The following is a 20,494-nucleotide window of genomic DNA, read 5'->3' on the forward strand; positions in this document are numbered from 1 at the left end:
CACCCCATGGAAATCCTAGGCATTGCCGTCCTGATCTTTCTGGTCACCGACCCCTTCGGCAACATCGCCATTTTCATCGCCGCACTCAAGGGCGTGGCGCCCGAGCGCCGCCTGAGGGTCGCCCTGCGCGAACTGTTGTTCGCGCTGGCCCTGCTGATGCTGTTCCTCACCTTTGGCGACAAGATCCTCAGCGGCCTCGGCCTCTCCCGCGAGTCCATCGCCATCGCCGGCGGCATCATCCTGTTCATCATCGCTCTGCGTCTGATTTTCCCGCGACCCGAAGGCGTGCTCGGCGACCTGCCCGGCGGCGAACCGATGCTGGTGCCGCTGGCCACCCCGGCAGTAGCTGGTCCGTCGGCCCTCGCGGTACTGATGACCCTGCGCAACACCCACCAGGGAGCGCTCTGGGAACTCTATGTCGCGGTGCTGCTGGCCTGGGCCTGCACGGCCCTGATCCTGCTGCAGGCTGCCTTCCTGCAACGCTTCCTCGGTGACCGTGGCCTGATGGCCGTGGAGCGCCTGACCGGCATGTTGCTGATCATGCTCAGCGTCGACATGCTGCTCGACAACCTGCAAAGCATCCTTCACCTGACCCCATGAAAGCCCTTGTCCTGAGCCTTGCCCTGCTTCTGCTCGGTGGCTGCGCCGGCGGACTGCGCATCGACGATAGCCACCGTTCGGTGAGCCAGAGCAGCCGTGTGCAGTACGTGGTGTTGCACTACACCTCCACCGACATGGAGAGCTCCCTGCGCCTGCTGACCCGTGACGGCGTCAGCAGCCATTACCTGATTGGCGACCATCCAGCCAAGGTCTATCGCCTGGTGGATGAGAATCGCCGCGCCTGGCATGCGGGCGTCAGCGAGTGGCAGGGGCGTACCTGGTTGAACGCCAGCACCCTTGGCATCGAACTGGTCAACAATGGCTACCGCGATACTCCAGCCGGGCGCGTCTACCAGCCGTTCAGCGAGGAGCAGATCGAGGCCCTGATCCTGCTGCTCAAGGACATCGTCCAGCGCCACAACCTGCCACTGGGCAGCATCATCGGCCACAGCGATATCGCGCCCCAGCGCAAGGTCGACCCGGGCCCGCTGTTCCCCTGGAAACGCCTGGCCGACGCCGGGCTGCTGCCCTGGCCGGACGCGCGAGCGGTGGCCCGTGAACAGGCGCGTTTCGCTGCGGCTCTACCCACGGTCGGCTGGTTCCAACAGCAGCTCATTCGCCAGGGCTACAGCACGCCGCAGAGCGGGGTCCTGGACAAGGAAACCCGCAACGTCATCGCCGCCTTCCAGATGAAGTACCGCCAGCGCCTCTACGACGGCCAGCCCGATGCCGAGACCGCCGCCCTGCTGCTGGTGCTCAACGGCATGCCGCGTTAAGGGGCGAGCCGCGAATCTACCCAGTGCACGGACTTCTCTTCTGTAGGGTTGAATTCATTCGCCAAGGGCAGCGCAGCTGCACCCTTTCAACCTTGCGGGCATGCCTTCGGCCTGCTTGGCGAATGAACTCGCCCCTACAAGCAAGCAGGCTCCGAGCGCGCCCTTACATCGGCAACGTCATATAGAACTGCGCGCCATGCCCAGGGCGTGAATACAGGCCGATGCGCCCGCCGTGCAGTTGCACGATCTCCTTGCACATGGCCAGGCCAAGGCCGGCACCACCTTTGCGGTGGCCAACCTGCACGAATGGCTCGAAGATCCGCGACTGCTGGCTGTAGGGCACGCCCTCGCCGTCGTCCGCCACACTCAACAGCACCCGTTCGCCGTGTCGCCGGGCCTGCAAGCGGATATGCCCGCCATTCGGGCTATGGCGAATCGCGTTGCCCACCAGGTTGTCCAGCACCCGCTCGATTTGCAGTCGATCGAGGCTCATCCGCGGTAGTGGTGGGTGCAGCTCCAGTTCGATCTCGATACCGTGCTCGCTGGCTTGGGGCTCGTAGCGCTGACGTAGAGCTACAAGCAGCTCCTCCAGGTCACAGGGCTCGCGCTCCAGTACCTGCACGCCACTCTGGTAGCGGGAAAAGTCGAGCAAGTCGTTGATCAGGCGTACCAGCCGCTGCATTTCCTCGTCCACCGTCTTCAGCAAGTCCGCCTCGCGGCCTTCGGGGTCGAAGTTCAGGCGCTCGTTGAGAAGACCGAAGGCCATCTGCATGCCGGTTACCGGTGTCCGCAGCTCGTGGGAGGCGCGCAGCACGAACTCGTTACGTACCCGCTCGAAGGCACGTTCTTCAGTTACGTCTCGCAGCACCATCACTCCACCCTGCAGGCGCTCTGCGTCAAGCGCCACCGGCACCAGCCGCCAGTTCAGCAGGCGTTGCTCGCCGTCCGCGTTTACTTCCAGGTCCTCGGGCGCTTCGTCCAGGGTTTCACCGCGCAGCACCCGCTGGGCCAGCTCGTCCAGCTCTGGCCGGCCAAGGGCCTGCGACAGCAGCTGGCCGGGGACGACCTCCTCCCAGGAGAGCTGCCGCTGTGCCACTGGGTTCGCGTGCTGGATGCGCCCCTGCCGATCAAGGATCAGCAGGCCGTCGTCGATGCTGTCGAGGACTGCCTTCAGGCGCTGCTGCTCGGCCAGCAGTTTCTCGACATTGGTTTCCTTGAACATGCGCAGGGCCTCGGCCATCAGGCCAAAGCGACGGATCAGCGTGGACATCTCGTTCACCGGCGACAGGGGTAGCGTGACCTTGAAATCTCCCCGGCCCACCTGGTCGGCGGCCTTGGCCAGTGCGTCGATGGGTTCGGCGAAGCGACGAGCCATGCCATGGGCGGTAATGAGGCCGACCGCCAGGACCGCTATACCGAGCAGGCCGAGCAGGCTTGCAACCAGCAGCGCCCGATTGCGCGCAGCGCCTTCGGCGTCGCCGACCACGGACAGCGAATGGCGCTGCAGCTCCACCATGCTGGTGCGCAGGATATCCAGGGAGTGGCTGAAGTCGTCGTCGTCCAGCAGGCTCCAGCGCAGGCTGACGGGCTGTCGCACGACGTCGAGGAAGATCTTGTAGGACGCGGCGATCCGCTGGAAGTGTGCGAGGGTCTGCTCATCCGTGGTCGAGTGCAGGCCCTCATCCAACGCCGCAAGGAACTTCTGCTGCGAGGCCTGCAAGGCCGGCAGGTCCAGGTCCCTGCCCATCAGGTTGACCATCTGGTCGCCCAGCTGCTGGCGCATCCGCAGGCTGATATCGATGGTGGCGAAGGACTGGTTGATCAGGCGTTCCTGGGAGCTTGCCATTTGCATCACGCTGACCAGGCCCAGCAGCAATCCCAGGAGGGCGACGGTGATCAGTGCCGAGATGCTCAGAAACAGTCGCGTGCGCAGTCGCATGGCGGCGACCCCTTCAGAGGCCGTAAAGCTTGCGTTTGCGATACAGGGTCGAAGCGTCGATACCCAGCGTACGGGCGGCCTGGTCGAGCGTCTCGCTAGTGGCCAGTACTCCGGCGATATGTGCGCGTTCCAGGTCTTCCAGGCTCAGCGGTCCTCCTACCCTCGGCGCATTGGCCGTGGGTGTGTCGCCCAGCCCCAGGTGGCTGACCTCGACTCGCTCCTGGTTGCAGATGATCGTGGCGCGCTCGATCACGTTGCGCAGTTCGCGCACGTTACCCGGCCAGCGATAGTTGAGCAGCGCTGCCGTCGCTTCTTCGCTGAAGGCCCGCGCCGGACGTGCATACTCGCCGACGAAGCGCGCCAGGAAGCGCTCGGCGAGGTCGAGGATGTCTTCGTGGCGTTCGCGTAACGGCGGCAGGCTCAAGGCAATCACGTTGATGCGATAGAGCAGGTCCTCTCGGAAGCGGCCGTCGCGAACCATCTCGTCCAGATCAAGGTTGGTGGCGGCGAGAATGCGCACATCGGCGCGACGGGTCACCGGGTCGCCCACCCGTTCGTACTCCTTGTCCTGGATGAAACGCAGCAGTTTGGGCTGGAGGCTCAGGGGGAAGTCGCCAATCTCGTCGAGGAACAGCGTTCCGCCATCGGCCTGGCTTACCCGGCCCAGGGTGCTTTCGCTGGCACCGGTAAAGGCTCCCCGGTTGTGTCCGAATAGCTCGCTTTCCATCAGGTCGGCCGACAGCGAGGGGCAATTGATGGTGACGACAGCTTTCTTCGCGCGCTTGCTCCAGCCATGGATGGCGCGGGCCAGTTCTCCCTTACCGGTGCCCGATTCACCAAGAATGAGGATATTGGCGTCGGTGCCGGCCACCTGCCGCGCGGTCTCCAGCACGGCCATCATGGCCGGGCTCTGGGAAAACAGTCCCTCACCCGCGCGGCGTACTTCACCTTCGAGGGCTTCCAGGCGCGCGGTGAGTTGGCGCACTTCCAGCTGCTTGGCCGCGGCCATGCGCAATTGGTCAGGGCTGCAGGGCTTGACCAGGTAATCGGCGGCGCCGGCCTGCATCGCATCCACCGCCGTATCGACCGCTGAGTGCGCAGTCACGATCACCACGCGCATCCAAGGCGCCTGTACGCGCATCTGCGCCAGTACGTCGAGGCCGCTGTCCTCGCCCAGACGCAGATCGAGGAAGCACAGGTCGAAGACCTGCCTCTGCAGGATCGTCTCCGCCTGCGCCGCACTGGCGGCCGTGGCAACGCTGTAGCCTTCGTCCTCCAGGCAGTAGCGAAAGGTACGCAGGATGGCGGCCTCGTCATCCACCAGCAGGATTCGTCCCTGGTTCTCGGTTACCTGTTCCATGCTCTCACTCCATTTCCGAGTCATAGAAAGTTAGTCCAAGAAATGTCGTGCAAGTTGCACGCGTTTTTCCTACAGGCATTGCAGCATGCAAGTGTGTGAAGTGCCTAGACAAAATATAACTTACTGATTTCTAAGAAAGTTTATTCATTATCAAGACTGGCACAGGCCTTGCGATGTTCCCGATACCTGAAGGCGCATCGGTCTTTCTACCTCTTGTGACCCCAGTGCACCTTCAGGACAGCTCCGCCTGGAACAGGGAGGTTCCGGGCCTTTTAAGAGCATGCAATTTGCCTGGCGAGCTGAGCCTGATCGTGCAAAGTGCCGTCGGGCGTGGTCGAGGTTCTCAAGTAACCCATTGAGCTGGTGAGGATTTTTGAAGGGCCGCGGCTGGCGTGAGCCATGCATCTGAAGTAACGAGGCCACAAATCCACCCCAAGGGAGGATTCGAGGATGAAAGGTTTCCAGTGGTGGTCGTCCAGATGGCTGATGGTCCTTCTGACCGGACTGGTCGTGGTGCTCGGCATGCTCGCCGAACAGCACCTGCGAGAGCGCATTCAGCCCGCTCCGTTGCAGGTTCCCGCTGCGGAACAGAGCAGCCGGACGGCCCCGGTTCGTGCCGATGGCCCGCTGCATGAGGTGAGTCAGCACATGTGGACCGAGGCCGGCGCCCAGCCGCGCTGGGTCTTCTGATCGAGCAGAGGCGTGCCGTCATGTTGAGCCTTGCCTTCGCCCTGACTACCGCGCTGTGTGGCATCGTCATGTTGCGCAGCGCCTGCCAACGGTATGCAACACCCACCGACGCTGCGGTCTGCGTCGTGCCGGTGGTCCCTGCGCAGTCGCGCTGACAACAGAAGCAAAAGGAGAAAGGCCATGCTGAGTTGGGCACTTACTTTCCTGGTCATCGCAATCGTCGCCGCCGTGCTTGGATTCGGTGGTATCGCCGGAACCGCTGCGGGCATCGCGAAGATACTTTTCGTCATCTTCCTGGTGCTGTTCGTGGTGTCCTTCATCATGGGCCGACGCGCCCCCTGAGGAGGCTTTCATGGATCGCTCGATCAAGGCGGTTACCGCCTTGCTCCTGGGGCTGGCCGGCGCTCAAGCGCTGGCCGCCGACACGGACGCCCAGCACCGCCTCAACGAACTGCTCGGCAGCGACCCTGAGTATCAGGAGACCTGGCAGGAGCTGGTGCAAGACGAAAGCCGACTACCCGAGTGGGTCATGAATCTTTCGGGCCCTGCGCCGCCAATGAAGGCGGTTGAAGACGAGGGTGACAAGTATCTGGTGGGCGGGCTCTGCGAAGCCAAGAACTGCTTCAGCCAGCGCCTCTATGTTGCCTTCAGCTGGAACAAGGACGACGTCTGGGCACTCTATGTGCAGTTGCCGGACGGCTTGCCATCCGACAAGTCGCCCAGTCGACATGCCAGTTATCGCTGGCTCGGCGAGCCGGACGAAGAAGTCCGGCACATCCTCGACGAGCAATTGAAAGCGGATCCGAACTGGTATTGAGGACTCAAGGGATCAAGGTCCGGCGACGGGCCGATGGACCAAGGGGCCGGGTTGTTCCGCGTTGTCTGGAGCGGCGTGACCCAGGGGCAGAAGGGGTGCCTCCACGACCATGTGGGCCGGGTCGGGCGAGCTGCTGCCGGGAGTTGGAAAGTTCCAGCTCCTGGCAGCAGAAACATTTGCTCGTCAGTAATGAATGCTTCTTTTGTGGGGGCGAATTTATTCGCGAATGGCGACAGGGTTGCCCCCTGGGACCTTGTCGAGCAGTCCTTCGGCCTGCATAGCGATTGAAATCGCCCCCACAAGGGTCTCCCCTCATTTCATCCTGCTGACCAAAGTCGCCACGTGCGCGCCCTGGAATTTCGCCAGGGATAGCTCCTTGGCGCTGGGCTGGCGCGAGCCATCGCTGCCGGCCACGGTAGCCGCGCCATAGGGTGAGCCCCCTCGCAGCTCACTGATATCGGTCAGTTCCGGTGCCGAATAGGGCAGTCCGGCAAGCAGCATTCCGTGATGCGCCAGCGTGTGCCAGAACGAAGTGATGGTGGTTTCCGAACCGCCGCCGGTGCCGGTTGAGGTGAAGACGCTGCCGATCTTGCCGATCAGCGCGCCCTTCACCCAAAGCCCGCCAGTCTGGTCGAGGAAGCTGCGCATCTGTGCGCTCATGTTGCCAAAGCGAGTCGGCGTGCCGAACAGGATGGCGTCGTAGTCCTCCAGCTCCTGCGGGCTGGCCACGGGCGCGGCCTGATCCAGCTTGGCGCCGGCTTTACGGGCCACATCCTCAGGCATGGTTTCCGGCACACGCTTGAGGGTCACTTCCACGCCGGGCACGCTGCGCGCGCCTTCGGCGACGGATTCCGCCATACGTTCGATATGACCGTACATCGAGTAATAGAGCACCAAGACCTTCTTCATCGCCGCTCTCCATTCATCTACAAACTGGCAGCCCGATCGGGCCGGACCCAGTCAGCCTAGATGGCGCTCACAGACTTTGCTGTCGCCGCTTCCGGGAAAATTCCCATGCCGGAAATGCTATCCAGGAAGCGCTGGAACCATGGTCCCATCCGGTTTTAGTCATGCCGATTTGGCATAGGGTAGGCGGTTACGGCATTAGACGATCATTAGCTCCCTATGAATCATGTCGCCCCTTTTTTGCGGTCCGCTCGGCCATCCCGGCGGTGCCGTACTCCCGACTTCCACAAGAACTCAGAGGGTGACGACTATGACCAAGGCCAGATTGAGCCTCGCATGGCAGATTCTCATCGGGCTGGTGCTGGGTATCGCCATTGGCGCCCTGCTCAACCACTTCAGTGCCGAAAAGGCCTGGTGGATCACCAACGTCCTGCAACCGGCCGGTGACATCTTCATCCGCCTGATCAAGATGATCGTCATCCCGATCGTCATCGCTTCTCTGGTCGTCGGCATCGCTGGCGTGGGCGACGCCAAGAAGCTTGGCCGCATCGGCCTGAAGACCATCCTCTACTTCGAGATCATCACCACGGTGGCGATCGTCGTCGGCCTGCTGCTGGCCAACTTCTTCCAGCCCGGCGCCGGCATCGACATGAGCACCCTGGGTACGGTGGACATCTCCAAGTACCAGCAGACCGCCCAGGAAGTGCAGCACGACCACGCGCTGATCTCGACCCTGCTGAACCTGATTCCCTCCAACATCTTCGCCGCCGTGGCCCGTGGCGAGATGCTGCCGATCATCTTCTTCTCCGTGATGTTCGGCCTCGGCCTTTCGAGCCTTCCGGGCGAGACTCGCGAGCCAGTGGTGAAGGTGTTCCAGGGCGTGTCCGAGACCATGTTCAAGGTCACCCACATGATCATGGCGTACGCCCCCATCGGCGTATTCGCGCTGATCGCCGTGACCGTGGCCAACTTCGGCTTCGCCTCGCTGCTGCCGCTGGCCAAGCTGGTGGTGCTGGTGTACTTCGCCATCGCCTTCTTCGCCTTCATGGTCCTGGGGCTGGTGGCGCGTCTGTTCGGCTTCTCCATCATCAAGCTGATGCGCATCTTCAAGGACGAGCTGATCCTCGCGTACTCCACCGCCAGCTCCGAGACCGTCCTGCCGCGCATCATCGAGAAGATGGAAGCCTACGGCGCACCGCGCGCCATCAGCAGCTTCGTGGTCCCCACCGGCTACTCCTTCAACCTCGATGGCTCGACCCTGTACCAGAGCATCGCGGCCATCTTCATCGCCCAGCTCTACGGCATCGATCTCAGCATCAGCCAGCAGCTGCTGCTGGTGCTGACTCTGATGGTCACCTCCAAGGGGATCGCCGGTGTGCCGGGCGTCTCCTTCGTGGTCCTGCTGGCCACCCTGGGCAGCGTTGGCATCCCGCTGGAAGGCCTGGCCTTCATCGCGGGCGTCGACCGCATCATGGACATGGCCCGTACCGCGCTGAACGTGATCGGCAACGCCCTGGCGGTACTGGTCATTGCGAAGTGGGAAGGCATGTACGACGCCGAGAAGGGCCAGCGTTACCTGGCCTCCCTGCCGAGCACCGGCAACACCGCCACCTCGGCCAAGGGCCGTGCAGTCATCGACTGAGGCCGCGCCGTGCTGAACGAGAAAGCCCCGACCAGATCGGGGCTTTTTTGTTGGCGCCCTGATTCAAGCACCTGCGGGAGTGAGGGAGGCAGGATTTCACGCGGGCTCAAGGGCAGATTGAATTCGCCCCTGCGGCTACACCCCCGCTAGAATCCGCCTCACTGTTTTCTGGGGGACTGCAAATGCTCAACGGCCTGTGGCTGAGCTTCTTCCTGGTGGCGGCGGTGGCCGCGCTGGTGCGTTGGATCGGGGGGGACCCGGGTGTCTGGGCGGCGATGGTGGAGAGCCTGTTCGCCATGGCCAAGCTCTCGGTGGATGTGATGATCCTGCTATTCGGGACCCTGACCTTGTGGCTGGGTTTCCTGCGCATCGCCGAACGGGCCGGTCTTGTGGATATCCTCGCGCGTCTGCTCGGGCCACTGTTCGCCCGCCTGATGCCCGAGGTTCCACGTGGTCACCCGGCGCTCGGTCTGGTCACCTTGAGTTTCACCGCCAACGGCCTCGGCCTGGACAACGCCGCCACGCCCATCGGCCTGAAGGCGATGAAGGCACTGCAAGAGCTCAATCCCAGCAGCACGTCGGCGAGCAACGCCCAGGTGCTGTTCATGGTGATGAACGCGTCCTCCTTCGTGCTGCTGCCGGTGACCATCTTCATGTACCGCGCCCAGGCCGGTGCGAGCGATCCCGCCCTGGTGTTCCTGCCGATCCTCCTGGCCAACGCGATTTCCACCATGACGGCGCTGCTTTCGGTGGCGTTCATGCAGCGGATCAGGCTGACGGACCCGGTACTGCTCGCCTGGTTCGGCGGCGCCGCGTTGCTGCTTGGTGGCTTCATGGCAGTGCTGGCCGGTCTTTCGGCGACCGCGTTGACTGCCCTCTCCTCCCTGCTCGGCAACCTCACCCTGTTCGCGCTGATCCTCGGTTTCCTGGTGATGGGGGCGCTGCGGAAGGTGCCGATCTACGAGGCATTCGTGGAAGGTGCCAAGGAAGGCTTCGATGTGGCGAAGAACCTCCTGCCATACCTGGTCGCCATGCTCTGCGCCGTGGGTGCCCTGCGTGCTTCGGGTGCGCTGGATCAGCTGCTCGACGTCATCCGCTGGGTAGTCGAAGGCCTGGGACTGGACAGCCGTTTCGTCGAGGCACTGCCGACAGGGCTGGTCAAACCTTTCTCCGGCAGTGCCGCCCGCGCCATGCTGATCGAGACGATCCAGACCCAGGGCGTCGACAGCTTCCCGGCGCTGGTGGCCGCCACCATGCAGGGCAGCACCGAAACCACCTTCTACGTGCTGGCGGTCTACTTCGGTTCGGTGGGCATCCAGCGCGCCCGCCACGCCGTGGGCTGCGCCCTGTTGGCGGACCTGGCCGGCGTAATCGCGTCCATCATCGTCTGCTACTGGTTCTTCGGTTGAGTCACCGCTTTGTGTAGGAGCGAGCTTGCTCGCAAAAGATCGCGCTCGGATGGTTGCGCGAGCAATAACTCGGCGTTCCCCTTGCTCCAACAACCTTGGTGCTCAGTGGGGCTTGGGTGGCAGGTCGGATGGGGTCACCCGGAAGCGCAGCGTACCGATCATCTGCCCCGCTTCGGTCAGTACCTGCACCTGCCAGCGGCCCGCCGGGTCAGCCGGGAAGTTCTGCTTGTGGGTCCAGGCGCGGTAGCCGGCTTCGCGGCCGCCGTGGATGTCCAGGGCAATTCGGTCCACTTCACGGCCGTTGAAGCGCCACACGTGGTAGATGCGTTCGTTCAGCCCGCGCGGGGCGTTGATTGCCGTGTAGGCGTAGAGCCCCTTGCTGCGTAGCTCGGCGGCACTGACCTCTTCCACGCCATCGCCTGGCGTGCGCTGGTGATTGTCAAAGTCGGGCGTTACCGCCACTTCGGTAAGCCAGAGCGTCGCCGGCGGCACCCAGACCCGCGAGACCCAGCCCAGCCCGCCGAGGGCCAGGGTCAGCACCCCCAGGCCCAGGACGCGCCACCAGCGCTGTCCACGGAACACACCGAGCAGACTGACGAAGGACAGCGCCACGGCGATGCCCAACGCCCAGCGATAGCTCTGCGCGGTGGTCTGCTGGAGGATCAGTGGCAGCGCGGCCAGCAGCACGGCGAACAACGTAAGCGTGTGGTAGGCGAGGAACAGCCAGCGGCGCGACGACAGATGGCGGTTGTAGATCGGGTCGGTGATCGAGCAGATCGCGGCCACGCCCAGCAGCCCGGTGAACAGGGCCTGGCCGCTGTTCCAGCTGGTGGTGATGGCGAAGAACGGCAGCACGAAGAACAGGCTTTCCTGGTGGATCAGCTGGGTCAGGAAACGCATCAGGGGTGGCGGCAGCTCGACGCCGAAGAGGCGCTCGACACTGCGCCGGAACAGGTTCTCCAGCATCAGCCAGACCCAGCTCACCAGCAGCAGGATGGCGATCACCTTGGCCACCCGCGCCCCTCGTTCCACCAGGAAGAAGCTCGCCATGCCGGAGCAGAAGCCGTAGAGGGCGATCAGCCTCGGGTGGCGCTGCAGCAGCTCGATCAGCTTGAGCACATGGGGTTTGAAGGTCGACAGCAGCATCGGTCGCAACAGGACGTGGGGGAGGCGCGCAGGATACTGCCCACCGGAAGCCCTGAGAAGGCGCGTCGGAGCTGGGCTGACGGCCTGTCGCTCAGTCCAGCAGCAGGCGCATCTTCTGTGGCTGGTCGGGGCGGCCGTTGGGCAGGGTGACGGGCGGCAGGTCCTCCACCCAATGGAAGGCAAAACGCTGGTAAAGGCGGATCGCCGCTTCGTTGGATTTCAGCACGGTAAGTTCCACCCGGCGCATATCCTGCCGACGGCAATGTTCGAGCGCTGCCTCCATCAATTGACTGCCCAGGCCCCGGCCGCGATGGGTCTTCCTCACCTGCATGCCGAGCACGCCGAAGTCTTCCCCGGAGGCGTCCTCCATCTGGCACAGGCTGGCCGGGAATATTTCAATGGAGCCCACCAGATAGCCCTCGGCGTCGACGACGAACTGCGGCAGGTCCAGAGGCAGTGAGCGCAGCAACAGCGCCCGCATCTGCTCAAGGGGCGGTGCCTCCGCGCGCAGCAGGTACTCGCCTTCGGCGCTGACCTCGGCGAACAGCCGGTGCAAGGCTTCGATATCGCTGATGCGCAGCTTCCTGATCGACATGGGCATCCTGTCCTGGGTGAATGCTGGCACTCTGGCCCATGGGGCACCGGCTGACAACCGGGAGGCGACTGTCGCGATTGGCCACTCGCGCTGGCGACGTCGGCCACTGCTGCCGTCCGGTCGGACGGCTAAGCTGCTCTGGCCTTGCGCCTGCCAATGGCCGCAGAAGAACAACAAGAGAACCCATCGATGAACTACGACAGCAGTCAGCAACTGATTCTCGGGCTGGTGCTCGCCGCGCTGATGTTCGGCGTGGCCCTGGAGCTGCGCCTGGCCCATTTCCTCCTGGTACTGAAACGGCCCCTGCCGGCGCTGGTGGGGTTGCTCTGTCAGTGCCTGTTGTTGCCCTGGATGACCCTCGTGGTCACTCTCTTCCTCGACCTGCGCCCCGGACTGGAGCTGGGCATGTTGCTGGTGGCCGCGTGCCCCGGCGGCAACCTGTCCAACGTCATCACCCATCTGGCGCGCGGTAATACTGCGCTGTCGGTGAGCGTCACCAGTCTCTCGAGCCTGCTGGCAATCATCAGCCTGCCGCTCAACTTCGCCGCCACCGCCAGCCTCAACCCGGAAACCTACGCTTTCCTGCACGGCCAGATGAGCAGCCTGGACGTCGATGCCGGCGGCATCATCGGTGGCCTGGTCGTACTGCTGGTGCTGCCGCTGCTCGCCGGCATGGCGGTGGGCAACCTGGCGCCGGCCTTCAGTGCCCGCGTGCTGCCCTGGTTCAAACGCTTTTCCCTGCTGGCTTTTGGCGTTTTCCTGGTTGCGGCGGCAGCGGGCAACTGGCAACTGCTGGTGGCCAACGCCGGCCTGGTGCTGCTGGTGGTGGTTGGCCACAACGCCGCTGCCTTGTTGCTGGGCTGGAGCGCCTCGCGCCTGACCGGACTTGCCGATGCAGACCGCCGCGCCCTGACCATCGAGGTCGGCATGCAGAACTCCGGGCTCGCGCTCGGCCTGATCCTGACCCAGTTCGGTGGTCAGCTGGACATGGCTCTGGTGGCGGGCTTCTGGGGACTCTGGCACATCGTTTCCGGCCTCCTGCTGGTGGCTGTCTGGCGCCGCCGCGCGCCCCGCGTCCAGGAGGAAGTGCCGTGCGCGTCCTGATCACCGGTGCGGCCGGTTTCATCGGCCAGCAGGTACTGAACGACCTGGCCACGCGCCACCAGGACTGGACCCTGGTGGCCGCGGACATCCGCCCGCTGAGCCATCAAGGACTCAAGTCCAACATCGAGCCGGTTTCGCTGGACATCAGCCTGCCCCGCGAAGTGACCGCCTGCGTGCAGCGCTGGAAGCCCGATGCCATCGTGCATCTGGCTTCGGTGGTGACGCCGCCGCGCGGCATGAGCGAGGCGCGCCTCCACGCCATCGACGTCGGCGGCACCCGTGCCGTGCTGGACGCGGCTGTGGCCCACGGCGTGGGCCAACTGATCGTCACCAGCTCCGGCGCCGCCTACGGCTACTACCCGGAAAACGCGGAGTGGATCGACGAACAGCACCCGCTGCGCGGCCACGACCTCTTCGCCTATGCCCGCCACAAACGCGAGGTGGAGCTGCTGCTGGCCGACGCCCGCAGGCAACATCCACAGCTGCGCCAGCTGGTCCTGCGCCCCGGCACCATTCTCGGCGAGCAGGTGAACAACCAGATCACCGAGCTGTTCCAGAAGCGCTCGGTGCTGGGCATCAGGGGGCATGACAGCCGCTTCGTGTTCATCTGGGACCAGGACGTGGTGGCGATCATCCGCGAAGGCCTGGAGCGCGGCGCCGGTGGCATCTACAACCTGGCAGGCGATGGTGCGCTGAGCATGGCCGAGATCGCCGGCATCCTCGGCAAACCTTACCGGCCCTTGCCTGCGGGGTTGCTGCGCACCGCCCTGGCCCTGCTCAAGCCCCTTGGCCTGACCCAGTACGGTCCCGAGCAGCTGGATTTTCTGCGCTACCGCCCGGTGCTGGACAATCGCCGGCTGAAGGAAGAATTCGGCTATCGGCCGAAGTACTCCAGCCGCGAGGCATTCCTGGCGTTCCTCAAGGCGCGGGGGATAGCGTCTGTAGGGGCGAATTCGTTCGCCAAGCAGCCCGAAGGGCGGCCCTGAGGAGATCAGGCGGGGATGCTGGATATCCCGCCCCACCCGCTCCCACAAAGAGCAGAAGCGCTCAGTCCCGATGCTTCTGCCGGTACTCTCCCGGCGTCAGCCCGGTCCACTGGCGGAAGGCACGGAAGAACACGCTGGGCTCCGAGTAGCCGAGCAGCACGGCGATATCGGCGATGGGCAAGCGGCCTTCCTGCAGGTGGCGCTCGGCCAGGTGACGACGGGTGTCGTTGAGCAGTTGCTGGTAGCTGCTGCCCTCATCTGCCAGGCGCCGTTGCAGGGTGCGTTCACTGATGCCAAGGGCCGCCGCCAAGGCGCCGCGGTCGGGTTCGCCGCGCGCCAGTTGGGCGCCGAGCAGCGCTACCACCCGTGCCCGCAGCCCTTCGCTGGGCAGGCGTGCGAGCAAGGCCTCGGCGTGCTGTCGCAGCACTGCCTGCAGCGGCGGGTTGGATTGCTTCAGTGCGGCCGAGCGCAGTGACAGGGGCAGTACCAGGGCGTAGTCCTCCGCCTCGAACTGCAGCGGGCAGGCGAAGCATTGCTGGTAGAGCGTGGTATCCGCCGGCGCCGGGTGTACGAAGCAGGCCCGCACCAGACGTAGATCGGCCAGCAACGGCCGCATCAGCTCCAGCCAGAACGCCATCAGCGCCAGCACCCTTGCACGAGTGGCCGGCAACTTCGGGTGCAGCGGGCGATACAGGGTCCAGAGTTCATCGCCCCGTACTTCCAGCGCCAGGCTGCCGCCCTCTCCTACCAGACGCTGGTAGCGCAGCTCGGCTTCCAGGGCTTCGCCCAGGGTGGGGCTGCTCTGCAACAGGTAGCCGAGCACGCTGAACTGGCCGGGGGCCAGGGCGCGGCCGATGGCGATTCCCGGTTCGGGATGCGGCAGGCGGGCGTGGATGGCCGCCCAGAGTGCTTCCTGGGTGCTGAAAGCGATACGCGCATCCGGGTCGGCCAGGCGCTTTTCGTCGAGCTGGCTGGCGCGCAGCAGCTCCTCGCGGCCAAGGCCGAGCTGGGATGCGGCGTGCAGGATTGCCTGGGTCAGACTGGCGCTGACCGAGGCATTGGAGGGGTCGTGTGGCGTCATCCCCGGATTCTGCCCACGCGGCCTGCTCACTGGGAAGAGCGATTCTCAACGATGGGAGCCGATCTCCGGTTCGAAATAGCGCTGCGGCTCTTCCTGCGGGTGTTTTTCCTCCGGGATTTCCAGGGAGTCCGGGGCATCCGGGTTGTCCAGCACCGCATAGGCGATGGCGCAGAACAGCGAGTTGATGCGCTTCATGTCGCTGATCAGGCCAAGGTGCAGGGCGCTGGTCTCGATGCTCTGCACCACCTGCTGGTGCAGCCGCGAGACGTGGGCGTGGGCGTAGCGGCGTTCGAGGATGCGGAAGCGCTGCTTGGCCCGACGCAGCCGCTTGGCGTTTTCCTGATCGCCGTTGAGAAACACCGACAGCGACAGGCGCAGGTTTTCCACCAACTGGTCGTGAAGATTGACGATCTCTCCCAGCCCTTCTTCGGAGAAGGCGCGGCCCTGGGCCCTGTTCTTGCTCTGCACGTCATCGAGCATGCGCTCGATGATGTCGCCGGCCTGCTCCAGATTGATGGTCAGCTCGATGATTTCGGCCCAGCGCCGGCTGTCGCGCTCACCCAGGTCATCGCGCGGCATGCGCGCCAGGTAAAGCTTGATGGCGGTGTAGAGCGCATCGATGTCGTCATCCAGGCGGTGGATGTCCTTGCCCAGCACCGGGTCGCCGCCGCGCAGCAGATGCAACAGGTTGTTCAGCATCTGCTCGACGATATCGCCCATGCGCAGGGTCTCGCGCACGGCGTTGGCCAGGGCCAGGCTCGGAGTATCCAGGGCGGCTGGATCGAGATGGCGCGGCTTGGCGACATCGTCTGGCTGCGGTCGGTCCGGCAGCAACCAGTTGCACAGTCGCGCCATGGGTACCGTCAGGGGTAGGCAGAGAGTGCAGCGCACGCTGTTGTAGAGCAGGTGGAAGGCGATCACCAGTTCGGCGTTGGAAATGGGCCAGGTGTCGATCCAGCTGGCCAGGGGGCCCACCAGCGGCAGTACGAGGATGCAGCCGGCCAGCTTGAAGGCCAGGCTGCCCAGGGCCACGCGGCGTCCGGCGGGGTTCTGCAGGCTGCTGCTGAGCAGGGCGAGGATGCCGCTGCCGAGGTTGGCGCCGATCACCAGGCAGAGCGCCACCTTGAGGGAGATTACCTTGGACGCGGCCAGCGTGGCGGTGAGCAGAACGGCGGCCAGGCTGGAGTAAGAAATCATCGCGAACAGCGCGCCGGTCAGGGCGTCCAGCAGCACATCACCGGTCAGCGAAGAGAACAGCACCTTCACGCCCTTGGCGGTGGTGATGGGCTCGGCGGCAGCGATGATCAATTGCAGGGCGAGGATGATCAGCCCGAGTCCGATGCCTACCCGCCCGAGCTGCCCCAGGCGGGTCTGCTTGCGGGAGAGGAAGAAGATCACCCCGAAGAAGATCAGCAGTGGCGACAGCCACGACAGGTCCAGGGTCAGCACCCGCGCCATCAGGGCCGTGCCGACGTCGGCGCCGAGCATGATGGCCAGCGCCGGAGCCAGTAGCATCAGCCCTTGGGAGACAAAGGAGCTGACCAGCAGTGCAGTGGCGTTGCTGCTTTGCACGAGGGCCGTGACGCCAATGCCAGCGGCGAAGGCCAGGGGCGGACGGCGGACGCTGCGACTGAGCAGGCGGCGCAGGTTGGCGCCGTACACGCGGAGGATGCCCGTTCGCACGATATGCGTGCCCCAGATGAGCAAGGCGACGGCCGAGAGGAGATTGAGCAACGTCAGCATGGTGGCCCTCCTGGCGATCTTGAAAGGCCGCCGTATCCATGCGCAGGAAGACAGCGGCGCGGTCAGGCGTTGTGTAACACGATTGTCGTTAGACCTTCATGGTCCTGGCTGATTTCAGCGAGTCGCCTGACTGGTATGGCACCTGATGACAATTAAAGACGCTTCTCGGCGATTCTGCTCATTACCGATCAATGGCTTGGCGCATGAAGCTGAGGTGGTTTCCGCGTGGTCTTCCTCATGCTGCGAACCCTGTAACGGGGGCGACCTGCGGCCGGATCGGCTGCTAACCTGTGCCGACCTTCAGACATCGGCGCTCCCATGCTCAACCTCTACCACGCCAACGACCTGGAAAGCCTCGGCGAGCTGGCCTGCACCCTGCTCGCACAACCCCAGCGCGACCCGCTGGCGCCTGCTCGGGTCGTAGTGCCGAGCCAGGGCATGGGGCGTTGGCTGACCTTGCAACTGGCGCGCAAGCAAGGCATTGCCATGCATCTGGATATCCAGCTGCCCGCGCGCTTCGTCTGGGATGTCACACGCCTTGTGCTGGGCGAGTTGCCGCCGCAATCGGCCTTCAACCCCGTGACCCTGGGCTGGCGCCTATACGACTGGCTCTGCGAACCCGACAACCTAGCCCGTGCACCTCGTCTGGCGCAGTACCTGGAAGGCGGCGACGAACGCCGCCGCCTGACCCTCGGCTCACGCATCGCCGACGTCTTCGACCAGTACCTGCTCTACCGCGACGACTGGCTCGACACCTGGGAGCGTGGCGAATTGCTGGGACTGGGCGCGGACGAGGAGTGGCAGGCGCTGCTCTGGCGCGAACTCACTGCCGATGGCCATCCGCATCGTGCGCGCCTGCTGGGTGACCTGCTGGCGCGACTGCACGCAGGCGAAGGCATTGCAGGTCTGCCGGAACGCCTGGTGGTGTTCGGCATCAGCAGCCTGCCGCCGCATCACATGCGCGTACTGGAAGGCCTGGCGCGGCATTGCGAGGTGATCCTCTTCGCGCTCAACCCGTGCCGCGAGGCATGGGGCGACATCCGCGATATCCGCGAGTTGGCGCGGTTGCCGGAGCCGGGCATCGACGACTGGTACCTGGACGTCGGCCATCCGCTGCTGGCCAGCCTCGGCAAGCAGGGCCGCGATTTTTTCGATGCGTTGTTCACTCTGGGCGGCCAGGACATCGGCGTTTATGCCGAGGACGACGACCTGCATGACAGCAGTCTGCTGCGCGCCGTGCAGAACGACATCCTGCGCCTGCGCACCCGTCGTCCCGAAGAGCGCATGAGCCTGCGCGAGGATGATCGCTCCCTGGAAGTCCACCTTTGCCACTCGCCCCTGCGCGAAGTGGAGGTGCTGCACGACCAGCTGCTGGCGCGCTTTAAGGCCGACCCCGCACTCACCCCCGACCAGGTGGTAGTGCTGACGCCGGACATCGAGCGTTATGCCCCCTATATCGAAGCGGTCTTCGCCCCCCGCGAAGGCGTGCCGCGCATCCCCTTCAGCTTGGCCGACCGCAGCCTGCGCGCCGAGTTGCCGTTGGTGGAAGCCTTCCTCGCCCTGCTGGAGCTTCCCCAAAGCCGCTTCGCCGCCGAAGAACTCCTGGCCTGGCTGGAACAGCCGGCCCTGGCCGCTCGCGCCGGTATCGAGAACGAAGACCTTCCGCTGCTGCGCGACTGGCTGCGTGACGCCGGCGTGCGCTGGGGGCGTGATGGGGCCCACCGCGCGCGCCTTGGCCTGCCCGAGGAAGGCGCCTTCAGCTGGAGACAGGGGCTGGACCGCCTGCTGCTGGGCTTCGCCGCGCCGCCGCAACTGGCCGGTGACGCCCCGCCCCTGCTCGGCGACAACTGGCCGCTGGATGCCCTGGAGGGCGCTCGTGCGCAGTTGCTCGGCCGTCTCGCCGGCTTCGTCCAGCGCCTTGGTGTCCTGGCCGACGACATGGCCCGGCCGCGTCCACTGGCGGAGTGGGCGGAAACCCTGCAGGGCCTGATCGACCTGCTGTTCGACGAGCGCGAGGCCGGCGACACCCTGTTGCTGCTGTCCCAGGCCTGCGGTGCCTTGCGCGAACAGGCCGAGGCCGCCGGCATCGAGCGCCCGCTGGAACTGGCCCTGGTACGCCAGCATCTGGTGGCAGCCCTGGACCAGGGCAGCGGCGCTTCGGGCTTCCTGACCGGCGCGGTGACCTTTTGCACCATGGTGCCCATGCGCAGCCTGCCGTTCCGCCAGGTCTGTTTGCTTGGACTGGACGACGGCGCCTTCCCGCGTCGTACCCCGGCGGCCGGTTTCGACCTGATAAGCCGCAAACCCCGGCGCGGTGATCGCGCCCGGCGCCTGGACGACCGTTACCTGTTGCTGGAAACCCTGCAATCGGCACGCGACGGGCTTTATCTCAGTTTTGTCGGACGCGACCCACGGGATAACGCGCACCTGCCGCCTTCCGTGCTGGTCAGCGAGCTGCTGGAAACCATCGACCTCACCGCTATTGCCGGTGCGCACAAGGCAAGCGAGCGGGTGCTGGTGATGCATCCGCTGCAACCCTTCGCCTCGGGCAACTTCGTCGGTGGCCAGCAGGCCGGCTTTGCCGCGCCCTGGTTCCGCGCGGCTCAACGTCTGGCGGAAACGCCCCAGGCCGCCGCGGCGCCCTTCGCCTTGCCGCTACCGGAGCCCGATGCCGACTGGCTGACCCTCGAGCCCTCGCAGTTGATCCAGTGCTTCCGCCATCCGGCGCGCTTTCTCCTCGAACAGCGCCTTGGCCTGCGTCTGGCGGACACCGAGGAAGCCCTGGCCAGCGACGAGCCTTTCAGCCTTGAAGGCCCGGCCTGGCGCGGCCTGCGCCAGCTCGCCCTGGACGCCGTGGAACGCGACTGGTCTGAGACTGACGAACGACGCATTGCCCGTGCCGCTGGCTGGCTACCGGTCGGCGAGCTGGGCCACGCCCTCTGGGGCCAGCTGCGTGGCCCGGTACGTGCCTTCGCCCCGCGCCTGTTTGAGGCGCGACCGGAGGCGGTGCCGCAGCCGTTGCTGGTGGATATCGAACTGGCCGGTGTACGCATTCACGGCTGGCTCGATGGGGTGACGCCCGACGGCCTGTTTGGCTGGCGCCTGAACCGACTCGGCGAATGGGAGCTCGCGCCGTTCTGGCTGCGCCATCTGTTGCTCAACCTCGCCGCCACGCCCGGCATTGCGCGCGACAGCCGCCTGCTATCGCCGGCTGGCGACTGGCAGGCCGGTCCCCTGGCGAACGCCCGCGAACTGCTGGAGCCCTGGTTGCACGCCTATCGCGAAGCTCTATGCGCGCCCCTGCCGCTGTTGACCAAGGCCAGCTATGGCTTCGCCCACGGCCTGCGCAAACCCGGTCGCAAGGAGCCGATCGACGCTGCCCGTTCCAAGGCGCGTGTGGCCTGGGAAGGCATCGACTTCGGCCCGCTCGGCGAATCCCATGACCCCTGGTACGCCCTCGCCTTCCGCGATCGTGAACCCCTGGACGAGCGCTTCGAACAACTGGCCGAAACCCTGTTCGGCCCGGCACTGGATGCCCTGGCGGGAGATGACGATGAGGAATGACGCCGTGTACTCCAGCAGGTGCCAATTCACTTCTGGGGGCGAATTCATCTGTAGGGGCGAATTCATTCGCCAAGCAGACCGCAGGTCTGCCTGTCGTAACCAGGCAGCGGCGTTGATTTCCCTCACCCCAACCCTC

Annotated in this window: 18 protein-coding genes; 11 read left to right on the forward strand and 7 right to left on the reverse strand. The window is 65.1% G+C overall.

Going from position 1 to position 20,494, the window contains the following annotated elements:
* Window positions 1-6 precede the first annotated feature (6 nt).
* Window positions 7-600, forward strand: coding sequence for a MarC family protein (locus tag SA496_RS26355; protein WP_120653758.1), 594 nt, complete (start codon window positions 7-9; stop codon window positions 598-600).
* Window positions 597-1,376 (forward strand): N-acetylmuramoyl-L-alanine amidase, encoded by a 780-nt coding sequence (locus SA496_RS26360; RefSeq protein WP_120653757.1) that lies wholly within the window; start codon window positions 597-599, stop codon window positions 1,374-1,376. Before SA496_RS26355 ends, SA496_RS26360 begins: the two co-directional genes overlap by 4 nt.
* 163 nt (window positions 1,377-1,539) lie before the next feature.
* Here the strand turns inward: SA496_RS26360 and SA496_RS26365 are convergent, their stop codons facing one another.
* Window positions 1,540-3,315, reverse strand: a complete 1,776-nt coding sequence (locus tag SA496_RS26365; RefSeq protein ID WP_330114712.1) for a KinB sensor domain-containing domain — start codon at window positions 3,313-3,315, stop codon at window positions 1,540-1,542.
* A gap of 13 nt (window positions 3,316-3,328) precedes the next feature.
* On the reverse strand, window positions 3,329-4,675 hold the full coding sequence (gene algB / locus SA496_RS26370; protein WP_153919389.1) for a sigma-54-dependent response regulator transcription factor AlgB: 1,347 nt from the start codon (window positions 4,673-4,675) through the stop codon (window positions 3,329-3,331).
* 450 nt (window positions 4,676-5,125) lie between these two features.
* Between algB and SA496_RS26375 the strand changes: the two genes are divergently transcribed.
* From SA496_RS26375 to SA496_RS26390, 4 genes are read left to right on the forward strand one after another with little or no spacing between them, the layout of a single operon-like run.
* Window positions 5,126-5,365: a hypothetical protein gene (locus SA496_RS26375; RefSeq protein WP_153919392.1), complete on the forward strand. Its 240-nt coding sequence runs from the start codon at window positions 5,126-5,128 to the stop codon at window positions 5,363-5,365.
* Window positions 5,366-5,385: 20 nt separating this feature from the next.
* Entirely contained in the window at window positions 5,386-5,520 is a 135-nt protein-coding gene (locus SA496_RS26380) for a hypothetical protein (RefSeq protein WP_256660888.1), read from the forward strand.
* Between the two features lie 25 nt (window positions 5,521-5,545).
* Window positions 5,546-5,707: a DUF1328 domain-containing protein gene (locus SA496_RS26385; RefSeq protein ID WP_069081432.1), complete on the forward strand. Its 162-nt coding sequence runs from the start codon at window positions 5,546-5,548 to the stop codon at window positions 5,705-5,707.
* A 10-nt stretch (window positions 5,708-5,717) separates the two neighbouring features.
* Entirely contained in the window at window positions 5,718-6,182 is a 465-nt protein-coding gene (locus tag SA496_RS26390) for an inhibitor of vertebrate lysozyme family protein (protein WP_330114713.1), read from the forward strand.
* A gap of 312 nt (window positions 6,183-6,494) precedes the next feature.
* On the opposite strand, the gene wrbA is transcribed toward SA496_RS26390, so the two are convergent.
* Window positions 6,495-7,091, reverse strand: coding sequence for an NAD(P)H:quinone oxidoreductase (wrbA, locus tag SA496_RS26395; protein WP_120653752.1), 597 nt, complete (start codon window positions 7,089-7,091; stop codon window positions 6,495-6,497).
* Between the two features lie 307 nt (window positions 7,092-7,398).
* On the opposite strand from wrbA, the gene gltP reads away from it, so the two are divergent.
* Entirely contained in the window at window positions 7,399-8,730 is a 1,332-nt protein-coding gene (gene gltP / locus SA496_RS26400; RefSeq protein WP_153919398.1) for a glutamate/aspartate:proton symporter GltP, read from the forward strand.
* 182 nt (window positions 8,731-8,912) lie between these two features.
* Window positions 8,913-10,139, forward strand: a complete 1,227-nt coding sequence (locus SA496_RS26405; protein ID WP_120653750.1) for a nucleoside recognition domain-containing protein — start codon at window positions 8,913-8,915, stop codon at window positions 10,137-10,139.
* A 102-nt stretch (window positions 10,140-10,241) separates the two neighbouring features.
* Here SA496_RS26405 and SA496_RS26410 read toward each other — a convergent pair whose 3' ends face one another.
* Window positions 10,242-11,285, reverse strand: a complete 1,044-nt coding sequence (locus SA496_RS26410; protein ID WP_120653749.1) for a DUF5924 family protein — start codon at window positions 11,283-11,285, stop codon at window positions 10,242-10,244.
* 91 nt (window positions 11,286-11,376) lie between these two features.
* On the reverse strand, window positions 11,377-11,880 hold the full coding sequence (locus SA496_RS26415; RefSeq protein ID WP_330114714.1) for a GNAT family N-acetyltransferase: 504 nt from the start codon (window positions 11,878-11,880) through the stop codon (window positions 11,377-11,379).
* Between the two features lie 189 nt (window positions 11,881-12,069).
* On the opposite strand from SA496_RS26415, the gene SA496_RS26420 reads away from it, so the two are divergent.
* Both SA496_RS26420 and SA496_RS26425 read left to right on the forward strand, forming a co-directional pair.
* Window positions 12,070-12,984 carry a bile acid:sodium symporter family protein gene (locus tag SA496_RS26420; RefSeq protein ID WP_120653747.1) on the forward strand — a complete coding sequence of 305 codons (915 nt, stop codon included), beginning with the start codon at window positions 12,070-12,072 and terminating at the stop codon, window positions 12,982-12,984.
* Complete coding sequence (locus SA496_RS26425) at window positions 12,972-13,970, forward strand: SDR family oxidoreductase (RefSeq protein WP_330114715.1); 999 nt, start codon at window positions 12,972-12,974, stop codon at window positions 13,968-13,970. The genes SA496_RS26420 and SA496_RS26425 overlap by 13 nt, the downstream gene beginning before the upstream one ends.
* A 61-nt stretch (window positions 13,971-14,031) precedes the next feature.
* On the opposite strand, the gene SA496_RS26430 is transcribed toward SA496_RS26425, so the two are convergent.
* On the reverse strand, window positions 14,032-15,051 hold the full coding sequence (locus tag SA496_RS26430; RefSeq protein ID WP_120653745.1) for an AraC family transcriptional regulator: 1,020 nt from the start codon (window positions 15,049-15,051) through the stop codon (window positions 14,032-14,034).
* A 45-nt stretch (window positions 15,052-15,096) separates the two neighbouring features.
* Entirely contained in the window at window positions 15,097-16,794 is a 1,698-nt protein-coding gene (locus SA496_RS26435; RefSeq protein ID WP_120653744.1) for a Na/Pi cotransporter family protein, read from the reverse strand.
* Window positions 16,795-17,112: 318 nt separating this feature from the next.
* Between SA496_RS26435 and recC the strand changes: the two genes are divergently transcribed.
* Window positions 17,113-20,358, forward strand: coding sequence for an exodeoxyribonuclease V subunit gamma (gene recC / locus SA496_RS26440; protein WP_330114716.1), 3,246 nt, complete (start codon window positions 17,113-17,115; stop codon window positions 20,356-20,358).
* Window positions 20,359-20,494 lie beyond the last annotated feature (136 nt).

Source organism: Pseudomonas sp. JS3066, from assembly GCF_036328175.1.
In the GTDB taxonomy this organism is placed as follows: Bacteria; Pseudomonadota; Gammaproteobacteria; order Pseudomonadales; family Pseudomonadaceae; genus Metapseudomonas.